Below are 17,887 nucleotides of genomic sequence, written 5' to 3' on the forward strand. Positions count from 1 at the left end.
CATTGGAATATCACTACCTCGTTAACTCACTATAACGAAAAAAGCTGACTACCAAATTGGCTTGATTTAGCTCCGGATATTCAGGAGCTTATTTATATGCCTTGATAACCTGATATAGTGCCGGTCAAGTTCGCTGAATCTTGAAAACCCATAACACATTCCAGATCTTAAAATTGCAATTCGGGAGATTATTTTCCGTGATTCATCGTTTGATAAACGTAATGATACGGTAAGGCGCGCCATTTTACACGGAAGAACTGAAAAATCCAGAAAGAAGAATGGTCGGAGCGGCGGGATTCGAACCCACGACCCCTTGACCCCCAGTCAAGTGCGCTACCGGACTGCGCTACGCTCCGAACCGTGAAGAAGGCCTAAAATACTAGCGATATAAAGGCAAGCGAAAAATTCTTAAAAAAGATCAAAATTGCTAAAACACTATTCAATTACGTTGTTTTGTGCAGATTTGACGGGAACCCGAATTATAGCTCTCTTCGAACTTTTATCAGTTTTTGGCCCCGATTATTGACCTTATGGGATCATCATTGCTTCCCACCGGCATTTAAATCTTTGTAAGCCAAGTTATCGTTCCCGCAAAAACCGATTCCGGTTTCTGTGTTAAATCCATGTTCAAAATGCTTTAACCCGACGATTGCTTAATCTGTCGTTTTTTCACGAAGCTAAAGACAATCCATTTGATTTTTTATCATTTTAAAAAATGTGTCGTTATTCCGAAGACGCGTAATGCCGGCACGTGCAGAACAAACATAGGCCAGCCGGCAAAAGTCGGATTTTTAATGCGGATTTGGTTTATTTTTTATCGGGAACAGGCAAGACCGAATTCAGATACGCAATGAGATCATCAATATCCGAATCATTATTCAGGCGAATGGATGCCATGCGCGTTCCTTTTACCATCCCTTGAGGGTTATGAAGATAAGTTATGAGTGTCTCTCTATTCCAGATAAGGCCATTTTGACCGGCATTCACCATGGCAGGTGAATAACGGTAACCCTGAAGTGTGCCGGCTCTCCGCCCGATGATACCTTGCAGTGTCGGACCGATCCGATTGTCGGGCTTATCTGCATTATGGCAGGCGGCACAACGTTTGAAAACGATCTTTCCATTTTCGATATCAGCAGCGTGAGAGGCTGGAGCAAGTGTCGAAATGCTAAAAATCGTAAGACAAAAAATAATAAGACGACGCATCAACTTGATCAAATTTCACTCATAGAATTTTCAGTTAGTTAATTATTAGCACCAAAATTTTTGTATTGGTATTCAAAGATTGAACCCGATTTTCCGAAAATCGTGATTAAATCTTGACGCCAGCCGATTGAAATACCAGATTAGCACTTGGAAATTAAAAGGAACAAGCAATCTATGGCCGGATTTTCAGTAATCACAATGACAGATGCAGCCAAAGAGCGCATTCGTGACATAATGGCAAATAACGATGCATATGGAATCGTTGTGGGCGTAAAAAAGGGTGGATGCGCAGGTATGGAATATACTGTCGACCTCGCAAAGTCTGTCGTCGAGAATGCCGATATTGCAGAAGATGACGGTGCGCGGGTTTTTGTATCTCGTGAAGCCACACTGTTCCTGCTAGGCACACAGATCGACTTCGAAAAAACCACTTTACATACCGGATTTGTTTTTAATAACCCCAATCAGACGTCTGCTTGTGGTTGTGGAATGTCCGTTGAAATTCGTCCTGCGACCCAGGCTGATTTGGCTGTTGCACAGAAGTAATAAGAACTACGAAATCAATTGTGCTAACCTGATCGCGATTTGATCGCGCGATAGGGTGGATTTTATTGCGTTTCGCACTTATTCACAAAATTTGATAGCAATAAAACTCTCGCATCATCAGGGAACAAACGTTCAGTCATAATCAGTGCGGATTTTGTTTATTTGGGATTTTGCTATTTTTTACGGCTTTCAACTTTGGCTTCATTCCAGAGTTTTTCCATCTCGTCGAGAGAGGCGTCGTTCAGGCTTTTGTTATTTTTGCTTAGCTCGTTTTCAATAAAGTTGAAACGGTAGCGGAATTTCTGGTTTGCGTTTTTTAACGCTGTTTGTGTCGAAACACCAAGTCGTCTTGCAAGATTGAGAAGCGTAAAATAAACATCGCCGAATTCATCTTCTATGTCTTTTTCATTTTTGGATTGGAGAGCGTCTTTGAGTTCATTAACTTCCTCGTCTATTTTTTCAAAAATAGGGGCGGGGTCTGTCCAGTCAAATCCGACTTCTGCAGCTCGCTGTTGTAACGCAATAGCTTCCTTTTCCAATGGCTGAGCGGATTTTACGCATGCGAGATAGCCTTTGGGAGTGTCATCTGGAAGATTTGCCAATTTTCGCTTTTCACTCCTTTCTGCTTTTTCTTCTTTCTTTATGCGCTCCCATTCACCCTTTATAAGTCCTTTCTTTCTCTGTTCAGGAGAACCGAAAACATGGGGATGCCGACGTATCATCTTTTTCGTTATAGCATAGACAACATCTCCAAAGTTGAAACTGCCTTCTTCTTCGGCCATTTGAGCATAATATACAACTTGCAAGAGCAAATCTCCGAGTTCCTCACAGAGATCATATTTATCGTTTCGTTCAATTGCATCGGCAACTTCGTAAACTTCTTCGACGGTATAAGGGATTATGGATTTGAAATCCTGCTTCTTGTCCCAAGGACAACCGGTTTCAGGGTCTCTCAGGGCTCTCATAATTTCGATCAGGCGGTTAATATTGTTTGACGGTTCCATGGTGAAAAAACTTTCAGATATTAAAAAAATGCAATAATTTATTCCATTCAACGGCTTGTCAGTGATAAAGAATTCTTTCATAAAAGTCACATGTCTTGTGGTCTATAGGTTGCATTATGAATATTTTGGTGACTGGCGGCGCGGGTTACATAGGTTCGCATTGTTGTGTGGCACTTATGAATGCCGGCTATCGCGTTATTATTCTTGATAATTTCGGTAATAGTCATCCGGAAGTATTGCGCAGAATTGAAAAGCTCACAGGACGGGCACCGACGAACGAGTCAGGTGATGTACGCGATCGTAGTTTTGTCGAATATGTTTTGGAACATCATAAATGCGATGCTGTCATCCATTTTGCCGGTTTGAAATCTGTTGCCGAATCCGAAAAAAAACCGGATCTTTATTATGATTGCAATGTGGTTGGAAGTTTGCGTTTGTTGCAAGCGATGAAGTCGACCGGTGTAAAAAAACTGGTCTTTTCATCAACAGCCACTGTTTATGGTCCTCCGAAATATTTGCCTTATGATGAAAAACATCCGCTCAATCCGGTGAGTGTCTATGGGCGCACGAAATTGACTGTAGAAAATATGCTGCGTGATTTTTACGCAAGCGACCCGAGCTGGGCATTCTCTATTCTTCGTTATTTCAATCCCGTAGGGGCAGACGAGAGCGGATTGATAGGGGAAGATCCCAAGGGTGTTCCAAATAATCTTATGCCTATCATCGCTCAGGTTGCCTCGGGAAAACGCGATAAAGTCATGATATGGGGGAATGATTACGACACCGAAGACGGAACCGGAGTGCGTGATTATATTCATGTGAGTGACTTGGCCGAGGGGCATTTGCGGGCCTTGAAGACCTTGGAACATCCCGGTTGCGATGTTATCAATCTCGGACGCGGTCGCGGCTATAGCGTGATGGATGTCATCAAGGCATTTGAACATATATCCAACAGGAAAATAAAATATGAAGTCGGGCCAAGACGCCCCGGCGATATTGGGGAATTTTTCGCCAATCCGTCAACGGCATTTGATAAACTTCATTGGCGAGCCGAAAAAGATTTGGAAAAAATGTGCGCGGATATGTGGAATTTTCAAGTCAAGAACCCAGATGGTTATAAATAATCCTTAACCGGGAAGGAAACTGGGGAATGAAAATCAGTGCGCGTAATATTCTGAAAGGTAAAATTGTCGCCATCAAGAAAGGTGCAACCACGGCCCATATCCAGATCGACATAGGCGGACCGATTGTAACCGCATCGATCACCAATGAAGCCGTTGATGATCTTCAGCTAAAAGTCGGTGAACCGGCTGCTGCTGTTATAAAATCATCCGATGTTATGGTTGCAGTTGCAGATTAAGGAGGCTTCCCAGCTAACGATAAAGAACGGCTGATGATGCGATATTTCGCTTTGTCTTAGCGTTCGTGCCGAGAGACAGAAAATATTGCCATTTTTTCTCTTCGAATTTGTGGGATTATCTGCCGAAAAACGAGGGGTGTATCGGGCTATTTAGGTTTGTCTCCTCTATTAAGGAGAGCTTCAATTAAAGAACGGTGCAAAAACATATAAATTTGACAGCCGTGTGCGGACGCAAGTTTTGATATTAAAAAAACCGGAATTTGCCTCGTCAAAGCGATAGAACCGTTCATTGAATTTGGTCTCTAACAAACGCCCCCGGACCCACTCTCTTTTTCAGTCGCGATAAAGCCTGAAAGGGAATAATATCTCGTTTGCTATTTCGTCCTCGGGAAGTTTGGCAAATAGCCGGAAACTGTTGCTCGTACAAAAGCTTTAAAAGCCTATTGATGTTATCTTCAAAGCACTCATCTTTTAGAGCTTTGTGCTTTTTAACTTACGAGCTTCCCAATGGTTGAGAAAGCGATCGGAAGTCAATATATCTATCAAAATGCCGCTATTTTACTGATAATCACATAGCTTGCTTCTCGCTGGAGCGTCGCTTTCGTGAACCCATGACTTTGTCAATATTGCCGTCATTATTGTGTTGGAAGCCTAATGTGGAGTTATGCGTTATCATGATAATCCGCAATGCCGAATAGATATCCAGCGGGTGCAACAAATGGGAAATCCGTTTTTCGGGGAACGTTATAAGAGATACTAATCGTCCCAGCGTTTATGGAACCACATCCACTGACCAGGATATTCGCGCACCCATGTTTCAACAGTGTCATTCAGCTTTTGGGCGGCTGCAACCTCATCAATATTGCCGTCCTTATCTTTTGGCAAATCCATGCGTTCATAAAGTTCCAGCCGGTAACGTCCACCCGGTAAGCGGATAGAGCGGGCAGGGTAGACATCGCAGTCATATTGGCGGGCAAGCTTGATCAATAAAGGGTTGGTTCTGACAGGTCTATCAAAAAAAGTTCCCTTTATACCACGGCGGAACTTTTGATCGACCAGCATGCCGACATCTTCACCTTCTGCCAATTTGCCTGCAAGCGCCCAAGCAGCACCGGCTTTGGAAGGTACAAGATGCCCCATAGCAGTGCGCCGGGCCTTCAAAACCCGTTTTGCGATATAGGGATTATTCGGCGGGCGAAAAAGTGCCGTTACATTGAGATCGAATGTTGCAGCACAAATGGGTAAAAGTTCAAAATTACCGGTGTGGGCTGTAAAGAAAATGTGCGGTTTTTTCTCGTCTCGGAGCCGGACAAAGATATCAATTCCATCGACTTCAACCAGACCGGGCTTTTTGGCATTCGGATCAAAGTCGAAAATTTTATCAAGGAATACATATTCCGCAAATAAGCGCCCCATATTTTCCCACATTTCAAGAGCGGTTTTACGGATCCATTCGGGATCTTTTTCCGGATAGGCCTGACGCAAATTGTCGAGCGCAATCTGGTGACGTGGGAGTAGGGGCCCAACAGTTCGGGCAAACCAAGCAAAAAAGCCGATTCCTGCTTTTGCCGGAAGATAGCGAATAAGCGCCATCAATCCGGCGACGAAATGTGCCCACGACCAGTCCCACCAGTCTTTCAATTTCGTCCGGATACGAAAAAGAATGAGTTTTGAACGCAATTTTTGCATCAACTGATTTTCAGGATGATTTTACCAAACACATCGCGGCTTTCCATCCGTTTCAATGCTTTTTCAATGTCTCCAAAATCGACAATGGTATCAACAACCGGATGAACAATGCCTTCTGCCATTTTTTGCATGGCATTCGCCATATTTTCCATTCGGCAGCCGAAAGAACCGAAAATTTTCAATTGCTGTTGGAAGAGTTGCATCAAATTCATTGATGTAGAAACACCTGATGTCGAACCACACGTAACGAGGCGTCCGCCGCGTTTCAAAGACAGCATCGAACCGGCCCAGGTATCGGCACCGACATGTTCAAAAACGACGTCGACGCCTTTTTTCTTGGTCAGCTTTCTTACAACATGTTCAAACCGATCGTTCCGATAGTTGATGACGACATCGGCACCGAGAGCTTTCGCTTTTTCGATTTTGCCGTCAGAGCCGACTGTTGTATAAACCGTGCAGCCCATACGCTTTGCCAATTGTATTGCAGCCGAACCGATGCCTGATCCACCGGCATGTATGAGAATTGTCTCGCCGGGCTGAAGTTTTGCATTATCGAACAGCATATGTTCGACAGTTCCGAAAGTGATTGGAGCGACAGCGGCATCAATTTCATCACAATCAAGCGGTGCCGGTACCAGCAATCGGGCAGGCAAATTCACAGCCTCGCAGGCAAAACCGTCAATATGGAAGCCGTGAACACCGCTGACATGTGTACAAAGATTATCCCGTCCTTCACGACAGTTTTTGCAAAGTCCACAGGTTCTTGCTCCGTAAATGGATACAATTTGTCCCACCTGAAGGTTACCAACGCCCGAACCGATCGACTGGACAATGCCGGAAGCTTCCGCTCCGATTGTGAGCGGTAATTTGCGCTTCGCAAAAGCCATACCACGCCATCCCCAAACATCGATATGGTTAAGCGCTACAGCCTTTATCTGAACAGTAACTTCACCATTGCCGGGAGCCGGAGGAGGCGCTATTTCTGTTAATTCAAGACGTTTGTCGTCAAGCAATTGCAATGCGCGCATGACTATTCCTTCTTAAAAATAATGTGCCAGAGAATGCCGCTAAAAGGTGAGTTACCCGTTATAAGCTCTGATGACAAGACTTTCATTCTGTCCACCAAATCCGAAAGAATTGGAAAGAACAGAAGTCACATTGCCCTTCCGGCACTTGTTAGGCACTACATCAAGTGGAATTGCCGGATCAGGGTCATCATAATTGATGGTCGGCGGCATAATACCGGTTCTGATGGTCAATAGTGAAAAAACGGCCTCTATCGCACCGGCCGCAGTCAGTGTATGACCAATCATGGATTTATTGGATGACACCGGAACATCATGAACACGTTCGCCAAAGACATTTGACAAGGCCAGATATTCCATCTTTTCGTTTTCCGGTGTCGAGGTCCCATGAGCGTTGATATAATCAACGTCATCAATGCCGATGCCTGCATCTTCCAATGCTTTGCGCATCGAACCGGTTGCAGGCGATGCATCAGGTTTTGACCTCGTGCGGTGAAAGTCGTCGGCTGTTTCTCCGCAACCGGCAAGAATACCCAGAACTTTTGCTCCGCGCTTTAATGCACTTTCAAGCGATTCCATAACGAGTGCGCCTGACCCTTCAGCCATTACGAAGCCATCACGGCCTTTGCTGAAAGGTTTCGAGGCTTTCTCGGGTATCTGGTTTTGCGTTGAAAGAGCGGATAACAAAGAAAACCTTATCAGAGCTTCTGCCGAAACCGAACCATCTGTACCAATTGTCAAGGCACGATCGGTTTCGCCGCGTCTTATCGCTTCCACGCCAAGTTGTATTGCCGTTGCGCCGGAGGCGCAGGCGGTAGACAAAGTAACAGGAAGGCCGGTTGTTCCAAAATGATCTTTCAAACGTTCAGCGATATAGCCGAATTGTGTAGTCTCGAAGAAAGCTTGATGAGGGGTTTTAGCGCATATTTCCAAAAATGCCTGATAGGATGGACTTTTTTCGCGATTAACTTCATCGTCAAGAGCAAAACGCGACTTCCAATCAAGTTCTACCGGAGGAGCAGCTAAAAAGAGTGGCCCGTTAAAAGCAGTTTCATCAAGTCCGGCTTCCTCAATTGCTTCGCTTGCAGCAACTGTCGCCAGTTTTTCCGATAAAGCCGAAGCACCGATGTGACTTTCTTCAAGAAAATCTACCGTGCCCGCTATTTGTGTGGTCAAACCTTCAACCGGAAAGCGCGTAATCCTGTGAATGCCGCTGACACCATTGACAAGCTTTTCCCAGTTTTTATCTTTTCCCTGACCTAAAGAACTGATGACACCAGCTCCGGTAATTGCGACAACTGGCCGCCCTAGATGATCGGTATATTTGTCCATTACGAATCCTTTAGCCAGCTATAAGTCTTGCCATGCCTTCGGCTCTTGTTGCGCCAACGGTAGAAACGATAACGCTCTCAAGATTGCCATCGAATGGTTGTTCATCATCACTTAATGCTTTGAAGCTTTGTTTTTTCTTCATAGCCATGGCGCCGAGAGCCAGTGCGAGAGGAAATTGCGCTTCACGCCAATGGCCGAACAAAGTCGAGATACCTCGATAGGCAAGCTTGTTCTTGTCCCATAATGTCTTCTCGGCTCCGGTTATGCCTTTAACGCCGGAAGCGCCTGATACGATGAGATCATTTTGTCCGAGAAGAGCGTTTCCTTTGACACGCTCCAGAATTGTATCCAGTGTTTTCTCAATCGGTATCTTTTTACGATTGGTTTGATCGGCTACGAAATCCGAAATGACTGCATAGATATTGGCACCTCGTTTTTTTGCATATTCGGCACTTTCCAGTACCAGAAAAACGCCGCCGGAGCCTGTTACAAGGCCGCCACCCAGACAATTCTCACGCTGCCATACAGGCGACCAACCATCCCGCTTCAACAATTGCCCCAATTCTTGCCCCAACAACATATCATAGTGCTGGGCATTATATGAGCCACCAACAAGGGCATGAGTGCTTTGGCCTGATCTGATACGCGCAATTGCAACCATCAAGGCAGCAAGGCCACTTCCTTCTTCACCCATAAAGCTGCGTGAGGAGCCTATAACCTTGTGAACGATCGAAATATTGCCTGCCAATAGATTTGAAAGCTGGGCAAGGAATAGAGTTGGACGCAACTCGGTTGACAGAGTGGCGTTGAGCATTACGCCACGATCGGTTGTTGTGCGACCTTTGTTGAGTATCTCGACATCAACATTGACATCACGCTCGCCACCACCGGCACCAACGATCATATCCATGGTTGAAGTGATCGAAAGATCACCTTTGACACCCGCATCGTCCAAGGCAAGACCGGCCGCATATGTACCCAATCTTTGCCAGGTTTCCATCTGTCTTTGATCACTCCGCTTGGGAATTTGCTTACTCCAGTCAACGTCCCCGAGAGCGTGAACGGCATAAGGCGAAAAGCTTTCACTATCAATTCGCGGGGAGATAGAAGACGCGTTCAGCATCTCCCAATGTTTTTCAACACCTTCCCCCAAAGAACTGATTAAACCTATACCGGTGATGACAACAGAATGGTTCTTTTGCATTATACAGGATTATCCGGCGTTTTTGGCTGCAACAAGTTCGTCAATTTTTGCGCAAAGATTTTTCAAAACAAAATATTCATCTGTTCCTACTTTGCCTTCATTAACTTCCTGTGTCCATTGCTCTAGCGGTATTTTGATACCGAAAGCTTTGTCTATGGCAAAAACAATATCCAGAAAGTCCAGACTATCAATACCGAGATCGTCAATCGTATGGCTTTCCGGTGTGATTGTATTGCGATCGATCTCGCTTGTTTCAGCGATGATATCGGCAACTTTGTCAAACGTAGAGGACAATGTGCAATTCCTTTTACTAGTTACGGCCGTCGAGCAGCCTTTCAGCGATTCTATCTAGCGTCTTTCTCAATTAAAAAAAAGACTTAAAGCAGAATTAACATTTCTTATTGCTTCCCGGAAACAATATTCCGCCTCTTCCACTATAAAGCCGGTTCTATTTCGGCTTTTTTATGGAGATAGAGGCGGAATAACAGTCAAAAAGTAAAATGGAAAGCAAATTTTACGACTTTATCCCTTCTTGAGTTGTTTTTGATTCCCTTTCGTATTGGCTTCAAGGACGGCAAGAGCTGTCATATTGACGACACCACGAGAGGTAACGGATGGTGTTAAAATATGAGCGGGTCTTGCTGTACCCAACAATATAGGACCGACATGTAATGCATCTGTCAGATTTTTTACAACATTAAGAGTGATATTGGCAGCATCAAGATTAGGAAACACAAGCAGATTTGCTTCTCCTTTTAAACGCGATCCGGGGAAAACGCGATCACGTAAAATTTGTGAAAGAGCCGCATCTCCATGCATTTCACCATCTGATTCAAGCTCGGGATAACGCTCGGCAAGAAGCTCGGAAGCTTTGCGCATCTTTCTGGCGGATTCGGTATCTTTAGAGCCGAAGTTCGAATGAGAGAGAAGCGCAACTTTGGGCTCGATACCGAAACCACGAACTTCTTCGGCAGCAAGTGCCGCCATTTCCACTATCTGTTCTGCACTTGGATCGGTGTTTACATAAGTATCTGTGAGGAAGAGTGTTCCACGCTGTGATATCAACAGGCTCAAAGCCGAAAACTGACCGACATTATTTCCGAGACCTATGATTTGATCGACAAGTTGAAGATTCCTTCCAAAACGGCCACCAAGCCCGCAGATCATGGCATCAGCCTCGTTACGCATGACAGCAAGAGCGGCAATTGCTGTTGTCGAGGTCCGCACGATTGTTTTTGCGGCTTCCGGTGTTACACCACGCCGGCCCGTGTAATGAAGAAACAGATCGACATAATCCCGATAACGGGGGTCATTTTGCGGATTGATGAGTTCGAAATCCTTACCCGGACGAATTCTCAAACCGTAACGTTTCAGTCTGGTCTCGACCACGTCCGGTCTGCCGATCAGAATTGGTGTGGCTGTCTGGTCTTCGAGAACTATTTGAGCTGCACGCAAAACTCTTTCGTCTTCACCATCTGCATAGATAACGCGTTTATGTTCAGCAATTTTTGCGGCGGCAAACACCGGTTTCATGATAAGTCCGGAACGAAAAACAAAGCGGTTCAATCGATCAAGATAAGCGTTCATATCTTTGATCGGTCTTGTCGCCACGCCTGATTCCATTGCCGCCTTTGCAACGGCCGGTGCAATGCGCAAAATAAGCCGGGGGTCAAACGGGGAGGGAATGAGGTAATTTGGTCCAAAGCTGAGAGCTTCACCCGAATAGGCACGGGCAGCGACATCGGAAGGTTCTTCCTTGGCCAGTGCAGCAATAGCGTAAACAGCTGCTGCTTTCATCTCCTCGTTGATTGCCGTTGCTCCGACATCAAGTGCACCACGGAAAATATACGGAAAACAAAGAACATTATTAACCTGATTGGGATAATCGGAACGACCGGTGCAAATCATCGCATCGGGACGCACTTTTCTGGCATCCTCAGGCATAATTTCCGGCGTCGGATTGGCAAGAGCCAGAATGAGTGGCGTCTTGGCCATTTTGGCGACCATTTCCGGCTTCAGGACATTTCCTGCCGAAACCCCGAGGAATATATCGGCATTATCAATGATGTCATCAAGTTTTCGGGCATCTGTCTTTTGCGCGTAGACACTTTTCCAGCGATCCATCAGCGCTTCGCGTCCCTCATAAACAACACCTTCAAGGTCGCTGACCCAGATATTCTCTTTCTTTGCACCGAGTCGGACCAAAAGATTGAGGCAGGCGAGGGCTGCCGCACCCGCTCCGGAAGCAACAATTTTTACATCCTCGATTTTTTTGTGAGCAAGTTCGAGGCCATTGATAACAGCTGCACCAACGATAATGGCTGTCCCATGCTGGTCGTCGTGAAATACCGGAATATTCATCCGTGCCCTGAGCTGTTCTTCGACTTCGAAACATTCAGGTGCTTTGATATCTTCAAGATTGATGCCGCCAAATGTCGGCTCCAAAGCAGCGACAGTTTCGACAATATGCGGAATGTCATTTGCTTTTATTTCGATGTCGAAAACGTCAATATTCGCGAATTTTTTGAAGAGGACGGCCTTTCCTTCCATAACCGGCTTGGCGGCAAGCGGGCCAATATTTCCAAGACCGAGAACCGCAGTGCCGTTCGAAACAACCGCAACGAGGTTTGCTCGTGAGGTGTATTCTGCTGCCGTATTCGGATCGTCGTGGATTGCCTCGCAAGGAGCAGCAACGCCGGGGGAATAGGCAAGTGCAAGATCACGCTGGTTTCCAAGCGGAGTTGTCGGGTGTATTTCGAGTTTTCCGGGGTTCGGATAACGGTGATAAAAAAGTGCAGCTTCTTCGAGTTCTTTCTGACGAGGGGATTTGTTTTTCTGTACCATATTGCTCATCCAAATTTCAAAAGGCGCTCAAATAAGAGCCGCCATCAATGATTAAATTTTGCCCGGTTATAAAACCGGATTTTTCCGAGCATAAAAAAGCGCAAGCCTGTCCGAATTCTTCGGGATTGCCAAATCGTTTTGCCGGATTTTGTGATTGTCTTTCTTTCATGATCGTGTCAACGGATATTCCGGTCTCACCGGAAGCGGCATCAAAGCTTTGTTTTAGCCGGTCAGTCAGAAATGGACCGGGCAAAAGATTGTTAATTGTTACGTTATCGCAAACAACCGTTCGGGCAATGCCTGCGAGAAACGATGTGAGGCCGGCCCGTGCACCCGATGACAGATCAAGTCCTGCTATCGGAGCGTAGACGGATGTAGACGTTATATTGACAATGCGGCCGAATTTTTTTTGGACCATTTTGTCAATCACTGCTTTGATGAGTTCGATTGGCGTTATCATATTCTGAATGACGCCATCGACAATTTTATTGCGGTCGAGCTCTCTGAAATCACAAAATTGCGGGCCGTGATTATTGGTAACGAGAATATCCGGTTCAGGGCATTGTTCTAGCAATAAATGCTGTCCCTCGGACGTTGAAACGTCACCAACAACTTCTACCACGCTTGCCTGGGTAAGTGCTTTGATCTCTTTTGCTGTTTTATGAAGACTATCCGCATGTCGGCCATTGATTATAACGTCGCATCCTTCATTTGCCAAAGCTATAGCACATGCTTTTCCGAGTCCTTTGCTTGAAGCACATATGATTGCTTTCCGCCCGCTTATACCCAAATCCATATTATACTTTCATTCAGAAAAAACTTGATAAAGAGATGAAATTCAATACTCATCTCGTCTTTTTAGACGAATGTTATGCTTTCGTTTCATCTTTTTCAACTATAGTCTAAGGACACGCGCCTGTCATGATCCACGAAAGCTCTCTCCTTACACGAATGTGTTATAATCAAAATTTTTATAGTTAATGGCACATTAATCTTTCTGAATGATACTTAAAATTGTATTGAGAGGAATCGACGTTTCAACGGGGTAATGGACGGGTTGAATGAGTGATCGCATAAACGCGAAGGAAAAGGCAGAGAAAAAACCGGCAATTGTGGAACATGAGCTCCGCGATGGTGTTTTGTCTGTCTTGTGCCATGGCTATTGGACGACCCACACTGTCTATCTTATTGACGACGATTTACGTGAGCTGGAAAATGTTGATTGCCAAAAAGCGGTTCTGGATGCTTCGGGACTGCAATCTCTTGACACTGCCGGAGCCTGGGTCCTCGAGCGGCTTTATGTAAAACTCAAAAAACGCAACATTGCTGTCGAACTTACCGGTACAAAACAATCCTGGCATTCGCTGCTTATTACAGTGGGGAAGAGTTTTTCAAATAAAGATGACACGCTCAACGAGCCGAAACTGCCGGCCTATATCCGCTTTTTTTCGACACTGGGTGAAAGGGTGATCAACAGTTATCACGATTTTTTACTCGCTATGGATATTTTGGGAGCGACAATTCGTGGCTCGCAAATGAAAAAAGGTCGTGGATCCGGCGTAAGTCTTCCAGCTGTGGTGACGCAAATAGATCGAATGGGTGTTGGTGCTGTTCCTATCATCGTTCTTATGTCTTTTATTGTTGGTGCTATTATCGCTCAACAAGGGGCGTTCCAGTTACGTCTTTTCGGAGCTGAAATCTTTGTCGTCGATCTCGTCGGGATTCTGGTTTTTCGCGAGCTCGGTGTTCTTTTGACAGCCATTATGATTGCTGGACGTTCCGGAAGTGCGATTACTGCCGAAATAGGGTCCATGAAAATGCGTGAAGAGACGGACGCGTTGAAAGTTATGGGACTAAATCCGATCGGTGTCCTGATTTTTCCGCGTCTTGTGGCTTTGGCAATTATTTTGCCACTTCTGACCGTTATTTCCGATCTCGCTGCGCTGGTGGGTGCTGGCGTGGTTGCCAATCTCTATTCGAATATTTCATATGAGGCTTTTATAACGCGTTTGAACGATGCTGTTTATACGACAACCTATTTTGCAGGACTTATCAAAGCGCCTTTTATGGCATTGATCATTGGTATTATCGCATCTGTCGAAGGGATGAAGGTTGGAGGAAGCGCCGAGTCACTAGGGCAACGGGTGACAAGTTCGGTTGTTAAATCGATTTTCGTTGTCATTGTTATTGATGGCTTTTTTGCCATCTTCTATGCTGCAATCAACTTTTAAGAGGTTTTCAAGGTGAGAAAAGCCAAACGAAACCACTCGACATTGGATCTGACAACCGATGAAATCATCTCGGTTCGTGATGTTACAGTCCAATTTGGCAGCAAAAAAGTTCTTGATGGATTGAATTTGGATATTCATCGCGGGGAAATTCTGGGTTTTATCGGTCCGTCGGGTGCCGGAAAATCAGTTCTTATGAGAACCATTCTGGGACTGAATAAAAAAGTATCAGGCCATATAAAAATACTGGGACAGGACATTGACGAAATTTCGGATCAGGAAAAGGTCGAGATCGATATGCGAATGGGCGTATTATTCCAGCACGGTGCGCTTTTTTCAGCATTGAATGTTCTGGAAAACATTCAGGTCCCGATGCGGGAATATCTCGATTTGTCGCCAAAATTGATGGACGAACTTGCGCGGCTTAAAATCTCGTTGGTCGGACTAGAAGCCGATACGGCGGAAAAATATCCTTCCGAGCTTTCCGGCGGCATGATTAAACGTGCGGCTCTGGCTCGTGCATTGGCGCTTGATCCCCATATTGTTTTTCTGGACGAACCGACATCCGGTCTTGATCCGATTGGCGCGGCAGATTTTGATCTTTTGATTGAAGATTTACGCGACACTATGGGATTAACTGTATATATGGTAACACACGACCTTGATAGCCTTTATGCTGTTTGTGACAGAATAGCAGTTCTCGGTCATAAAAAGGTTATGGTTGAGGGGACTATTGAGGAAATGTTGAAGTTTGACGATCCGTGGGTTCAATCGTATTTTCGCGGCAAACGCGCAAGACAGATTGTTCCTCGTGATCGACACCCGAAAACTGATATAAAAGAGACGGCAGAGTAAGATGGAAACCAGAGCAGATTATGTGACAGTCGGTATCTTCACTGTGGTGACACTTATCGCTGCTTTTATGATCGTTTATTTCATAGCCAGAATGGGTGATTCGCATCAGCTCGAACCTTTGGATGTGCGTATTCCCGGTTCGGTAACGGGGCTTGGTGAAAGCAGTCAGGTTTTTTTCAACGGCATTCGCGTTGGTACGGTGCGTAGGCTGGTGCTCGATGATACCAATCCGAACATGGTTATAGCGAAAACCGAAATTAATGGTACCACCCCTATAACGCGCTCCACAGTCGCAACTTTAGGCTTTCAAGGATTAACCGGTCTTGCTTTTATTGAACTAAAAGGGGGGAGCCTGAAAGAACCTAACCTTTTGCAAGAGGCCAAAAAGGAAGATACAGTCGCTCGTATCGATGCGGATCCGTCGACATTCAACAATCTGTTGGCGACAGCGCAAGATATATTTGCTCGCGCCAATTCCACTCTGGGCGAGATGGAGCAATTTATGAAAGATTCCCGTGAACCGCTCACGGAAACGATTAAAAATGCCCGCAATTTTTCGGATACGTTGAACAAAAACACCGATAATGTGCAGAAAATTCTTGATGATACCAGACAAATGATGTCACGGCTTAATACGGCTTCGGAAAAAGCAGATTCTATAATGGCAAAGCTTGACAACATGCTTTCACCCGACAACCGGAACAGCGTCATTGTACAAGCCCAGCAAACTTTAGCTTCTATTCAGAAAGCTGCCGACACGATAAATGAGCATATCGGGCCGATTGCGAATAATCTTGAAAGATTTTCGGGGCAGGGTTTGAGAAATGTCGAGGCGCTTGTTAGTGATAGCCGCCGCTCGGTTGACCGTATTGAAAAGGCAATATCCGATCTGGAGCGTGATCCTCAACGGATATTGTTCGGAGGTTCGGGTACTGTGCCACAATATGACGGGAGAACACGTCGATGATAATAGAAACGAAACACGTCAAACGGATTCTCAGCTATCCTTTGGGATTTCTGTTGACGGCTTCTCTTCTTTCAGCATGTGGAGCGCCCGCGCGTGATACTTATGATCTTTCTATCAACGATGTTGCTGTTGCCGGAACGCCGAAACATCAAAAAATACAGATACTTGTTGAAAAACCGGATGCTGTTAAAGCGCTTGATGGACAAGATATTGTTATTAAGCAGAATGGTTCCATCGCTTACCTTAAACGGGCACAATGGAGCGATCGTCTTCCTGATCTCGTTCAGGCACGTCTTGTTCAGGCCTTTGACAATAGCAATCATTTTGGTGGCGTTGGACGCCCCGGTGATGGCTTGGCAATCAATTATCGTATCCTGACTGATATCCGGTCATTCGATGTCAATGTTGTTAACGGACACAACACTGCCATTCTGGAAATATCTGTAAAAATTATGGATGACAGAAACGGCAATATAACGGAGTCCAGAGTTTTCAAAACCGAGGCACCTGTTTCAGGAACAAATAATAATCAATATGCCGCAGCCTTGGATAATGCCTTTAAGAAAATGACTAATGACATCATAAATTGGACGATTTCGACTATCTGAAAAATGTAAAGCATCCGCCTTTATGGCGAAGACCTGCGAATTTTGATGACCAATCATGGGGTTAAGGTTAAGCAAAAAAGATAGCCAAACCCCGAACCGGTGCGAAAAAAAATATTGGCAAAATAAATGGTGAGGTTCTCGCAGAATTTTTGGCTTTAACCTGTTTTATCGCCATCGAACACTTAAGTCACTAACCGATGCATTGACCAATAAGGGCGAGTAACGACCGCACCATTATTGATATTCTCATTATTGCTGTTTCATTCGTTAGTTTCAAAAATCACCAAACAGCTACCAGCCGCGTTAGGTTTAAACCCACAAAGCGGCTATGTGCTTGATCGGCAGTTAACCGCTAAATCGAACAAGGCAGATAACAGTTCCGGAAATTCTAGTAACGTCGCTTGAAAAGAATCCGAAATTCATGAGTCGATAGAAAGCCTGAAGCGATATTATTTTTTTTCAAAGACGGCTTGTCAGGAAAGCAAAGAAATTTGTGCGGTTTAAGAATTTCGTATCTTGTAATAAATTTTGCGAAGCTAACCGGATAGCAATTTTTAAAAATAAAAATGAAATATTGAAAATCGATATAACGTAATTTTCCCGATTTTCGGAAAACAAAAAAGATAGGGGATGTTTCACCTTTCTATGGAGGGATTGTATAACTATTAACAAGTTATTCAATCAGAGCCTTTGTCGCTTGATTGATTGTTTTCCGGTGGTTTTTCGACAATTTATGATTTTAAAATTGCTTTGTCTTTCAAAGATAGGGCAGGTAGACATGAAATCCCCGTCTTTGATTGTTTGTTGAAACAGTTTGTTCTTGGACTGTTTGTCGAGACGAGTTGAAACGGTCTCAATTAAAAAAACAGCATTTTTTAAAACGGTGATCCCTTTCACATAATGGTTGTTCGGTTGTTTTTTCTGAAACTTTTGTTTCTGTCCAATTTATTGGCTTCCGGTTATCCGATCACGTAAACCTGTCCTTACCCGCTTCAATTGACAAAAGCATTCAGGCTAAT

16 protein-coding genes and 1 tRNA gene are annotated in these 17,887 nt (G+C 44.8%); 7 read left to right on the plus strand and 10 right to left on the minus strand.

Annotation, left to right across the window (positions count from 1 at the left end; genetic code table 11):
* Positions 1-279 precede the first annotated feature (279 nt).
* Both H3S82_RS06365 and H3S82_RS06370 read right to left on the minus strand, forming a co-directional pair.
* Positions 280-356 (minus strand) — tRNA-Pro (locus H3S82_RS06365).
* A 451-nt stretch (positions 357-807) separates the two neighbouring features.
* The gene (locus H3S82_RS06370) at positions 808-1,206 is read right to left on the minus strand and encodes a cytochrome c family protein (RefSeq protein WP_198232133.1); all 399 of its coding nucleotides are present in this window, start codon (positions 1,204-1,206) and stop codon (positions 808-810) included.
* Between the two features lie 174 nt (positions 1,207-1,380).
* Here H3S82_RS06370 and H3S82_RS06375 point away from each other — a divergent pair, with 174 nt between their 5' ends.
* Complete coding sequence (locus tag H3S82_RS06375) at positions 1,381-1,752, plus strand: iron-sulfur cluster assembly accessory protein (protein WP_198232132.1); 372 nt, start codon at positions 1,381-1,383, stop codon at positions 1,750-1,752.
* Between the two features lie 173 nt (positions 1,753-1,925).
* Here H3S82_RS06375 and mazG read toward each other — a convergent pair whose 3' ends face one another.
* Positions 1,926-2,756 (minus strand): nucleoside triphosphate pyrophosphohydrolase, encoded by an 831-nt coding sequence (mazG, locus tag H3S82_RS06380; RefSeq protein WP_198232131.1) that lies wholly within the window; start codon positions 2,754-2,756, stop codon positions 1,926-1,928.
* A gap of 116 nt (positions 2,757-2,872) precedes the next feature.
* On the opposite strand from mazG, the gene galE reads away from it, so the two are divergent.
* Positions 2,873-3,880, plus strand: coding sequence for a UDP-glucose 4-epimerase GalE (galE, locus tag H3S82_RS06385; protein ID WP_198232130.1), 1,008 nt, complete (start codon positions 2,873-2,875; stop codon positions 3,878-3,880).
* Positions 3,881-3,906: 26 nt separating this feature from the next.
* Positions 3,907-4,116: a molybdopterin-binding protein gene (locus H3S82_RS06390; RefSeq protein ID WP_198232129.1), complete on the plus strand. Its 210-nt coding sequence runs from the start codon at positions 3,907-3,909 to the stop codon at positions 4,114-4,116.
* Positions 4,117-4,872: 756 nt separating this feature from the next.
* Here H3S82_RS06390 and H3S82_RS06395 read toward each other — a convergent pair.
* The 7 genes from H3S82_RS06395 to H3S82_RS06425 all read right to left on the minus strand — a co-directional run bounded on the left by H3S82_RS06395 (position 4,873) and on the right by H3S82_RS06425 (position 13,006).
* Positions 4,873-5,805, minus strand: coding sequence for a lipid A biosynthesis lauroyl acyltransferase (locus H3S82_RS06395; protein WP_370541234.1), 933 nt, complete (start codon positions 5,803-5,805; stop codon positions 4,873-4,875).
* A complete protein-coding gene (locus H3S82_RS06400; protein WP_198232127.1) occupies positions 5,805-6,833 on the minus strand; it encodes a zinc-binding dehydrogenase in 1,029 nt (342 codons plus the stop codon). The genes H3S82_RS06395 and H3S82_RS06400 overlap by 1 nt, the downstream gene beginning before the upstream one ends.
* Positions 6,834-6,884: 51 nt before the next feature.
* The gene (locus tag H3S82_RS06405) at positions 6,885-8,162 is read right to left on the minus strand and encodes a beta-ketoacyl-ACP synthase (protein ID WP_198232126.1); all 1,278 of its coding nucleotides are present in this window, start codon (positions 8,160-8,162) and stop codon (positions 6,885-6,887) included.
* A gap of 10 nt (positions 8,163-8,172) precedes the next feature.
* Complete coding sequence (locus H3S82_RS06410; protein WP_198232125.1) at positions 8,173-9,366, minus strand: beta-ketoacyl-ACP synthase; 1,194 nt, start codon at positions 9,364-9,366, stop codon at positions 8,173-8,175.
* Between the two features lie 9 nt (positions 9,367-9,375).
* Positions 9,376-9,660, minus strand: coding sequence for an acyl carrier protein (locus H3S82_RS06415; protein WP_077971280.1), 285 nt, complete (start codon positions 9,658-9,660; stop codon positions 9,376-9,378).
* Between the two features lie 228 nt (positions 9,661-9,888).
* A complete protein-coding gene (locus tag H3S82_RS06420) occupies positions 9,889-12,210 on the minus strand; it encodes an NADP-dependent malic enzyme (protein ID WP_370541236.1) in 2,322 nt (773 codons plus the stop codon).
* 16 nt (positions 12,211-12,226) lie between these two features.
* Entirely contained in the window at positions 12,227-13,006 is a 780-nt protein-coding gene (locus H3S82_RS06425) for an SDR family oxidoreductase (RefSeq protein ID WP_198232123.1), read from the minus strand.
* Positions 13,007-13,271: 265 nt separating this feature from the next.
* Between H3S82_RS06425 and H3S82_RS06430 the strand changes: the two genes are divergently transcribed.
* From H3S82_RS06430 to H3S82_RS06445, 4 genes are read left to right on the plus strand one after another with little or no spacing between them, the layout of a single operon-like run.
* Entirely contained in the window at positions 13,272-14,441 is a 1,170-nt protein-coding gene (locus H3S82_RS06430; protein WP_198224737.1) for an ABC transporter permease, read from the plus strand.
* Between the two features lie 12 nt (positions 14,442-14,453).
* Complete coding sequence (locus H3S82_RS06435) at positions 14,454-15,293, plus strand: ABC transporter ATP-binding protein (protein WP_077971285.1); 840 nt, start codon at positions 14,454-14,456, stop codon at positions 15,291-15,293.
* Position 15,294: 1 nt separating this feature from the next.
* Positions 15,295-16,260 (plus strand): MlaD family protein, encoded by a 966-nt coding sequence (locus H3S82_RS06440; RefSeq protein ID WP_077971287.1) that lies wholly within the window; start codon positions 15,295-15,297, stop codon positions 16,258-16,260.
* Entirely contained in the window at positions 16,257-16,868 is a 612-nt protein-coding gene (locus H3S82_RS06445) for an ABC-type transport auxiliary lipoprotein family protein (RefSeq protein ID WP_198232122.1), read from the plus strand. The genes H3S82_RS06440 and H3S82_RS06445 overlap by 4 nt, the downstream gene beginning before the upstream one ends.
* The last annotated feature ends 1,019 nt before the right edge of the window (positions 16,869-17,887 follow it).

It is taken from the genome of Bartonella sp. M0192 (assembly GCF_016102305.1).
Lineage (GTDB): Bacteria > Pseudomonadota > Alphaproteobacteria > Rhizobiales > Rhizobiaceae > Bartonella > Bartonella apihabitans.

Coding starts and splice junctions, on each gene's coding strand:
- H3S82_RS06445 (WP_198232122.1), top strand. CDS start 16,257: ATGATAATAGAAACGAAACACGTCAAACGGATTCTCAGCTATCCTTTG.
- H3S82_RS06440 (WP_077971287.1), top strand. CDS start 15,295: ATGGAAACCAGAGCAGATTATGTGACAGTCGGTATCTTCACTGTGGTG.
- galE (WP_198232130.1), top strand. CDS start 2,873: ATGAATATTTTGGTGACTGGCGGCGCGGGTTACATAGGTTCGCATTGT.
- H3S82_RS06370 (WP_198232133.1), bottom strand. CDS start 1,206: ATGCGTCGTCTTATTATTTTTTGTCTTACGATTTTTAGCATTTCGACA.
- H3S82_RS06375 (WP_198232132.1), top strand. CDS start 1,381: ATGGCCGGATTTTCAGTAATCACAATGACAGATGCAGCCAAAGAGCGC.
- H3S82_RS06395 (WP_370541234.1), bottom strand. CDS start 5,805: ATGCAAAAATTGCGTTCAAAACTCATTCTTTTTCGTATCCGGACGAAA.
- mazG (WP_198232131.1), bottom strand. CDS start 2,756: ATGGAACCGTCAAACAATATTAACCGCCTGATCGAAATTATGAGAGCC.
- H3S82_RS06410 (WP_198232125.1), bottom strand. CDS start 9,366: ATGCAAAAGAACCATTCTGTTGTCATCACCGGTATAGGTTTAATCAGT.
- H3S82_RS06420 (WP_370541236.1), bottom strand. CDS start 12,210: ATGGTACAGAAAAACAAATCCCCTCGTCAGAAAGAACTCGAAGAAGCT.
- H3S82_RS06405 (WP_198232126.1), bottom strand. CDS start 8,162: ATGGACAAATATACCGATCATCTAGGGCGGCCAGTTGTCGCAATTACC.
- H3S82_RS06430 (WP_198224737.1), top strand. CDS start 13,272: ATGAGTGATCGCATAAACGCGAAGGAAAAGGCAGAGAAAAAACCGGCA.
- H3S82_RS06400 (WP_198232127.1), bottom strand. CDS start 6,833: ATGCGCGCATTGCAATTGCTTGACGACAAACGTCTTGAATTAACAGAA.
- H3S82_RS06425 (WP_198232123.1), bottom strand. CDS start 13,006: ATGGATTTGGGTATAAGCGGGCGGAAAGCAATCATATGTGCTTCAAGC.
- H3S82_RS06390 (WP_198232129.1), top strand. CDS start 3,907: ATGAAAATCAGTGCGCGTAATATTCTGAAAGGTAAAATTGTCGCCATC.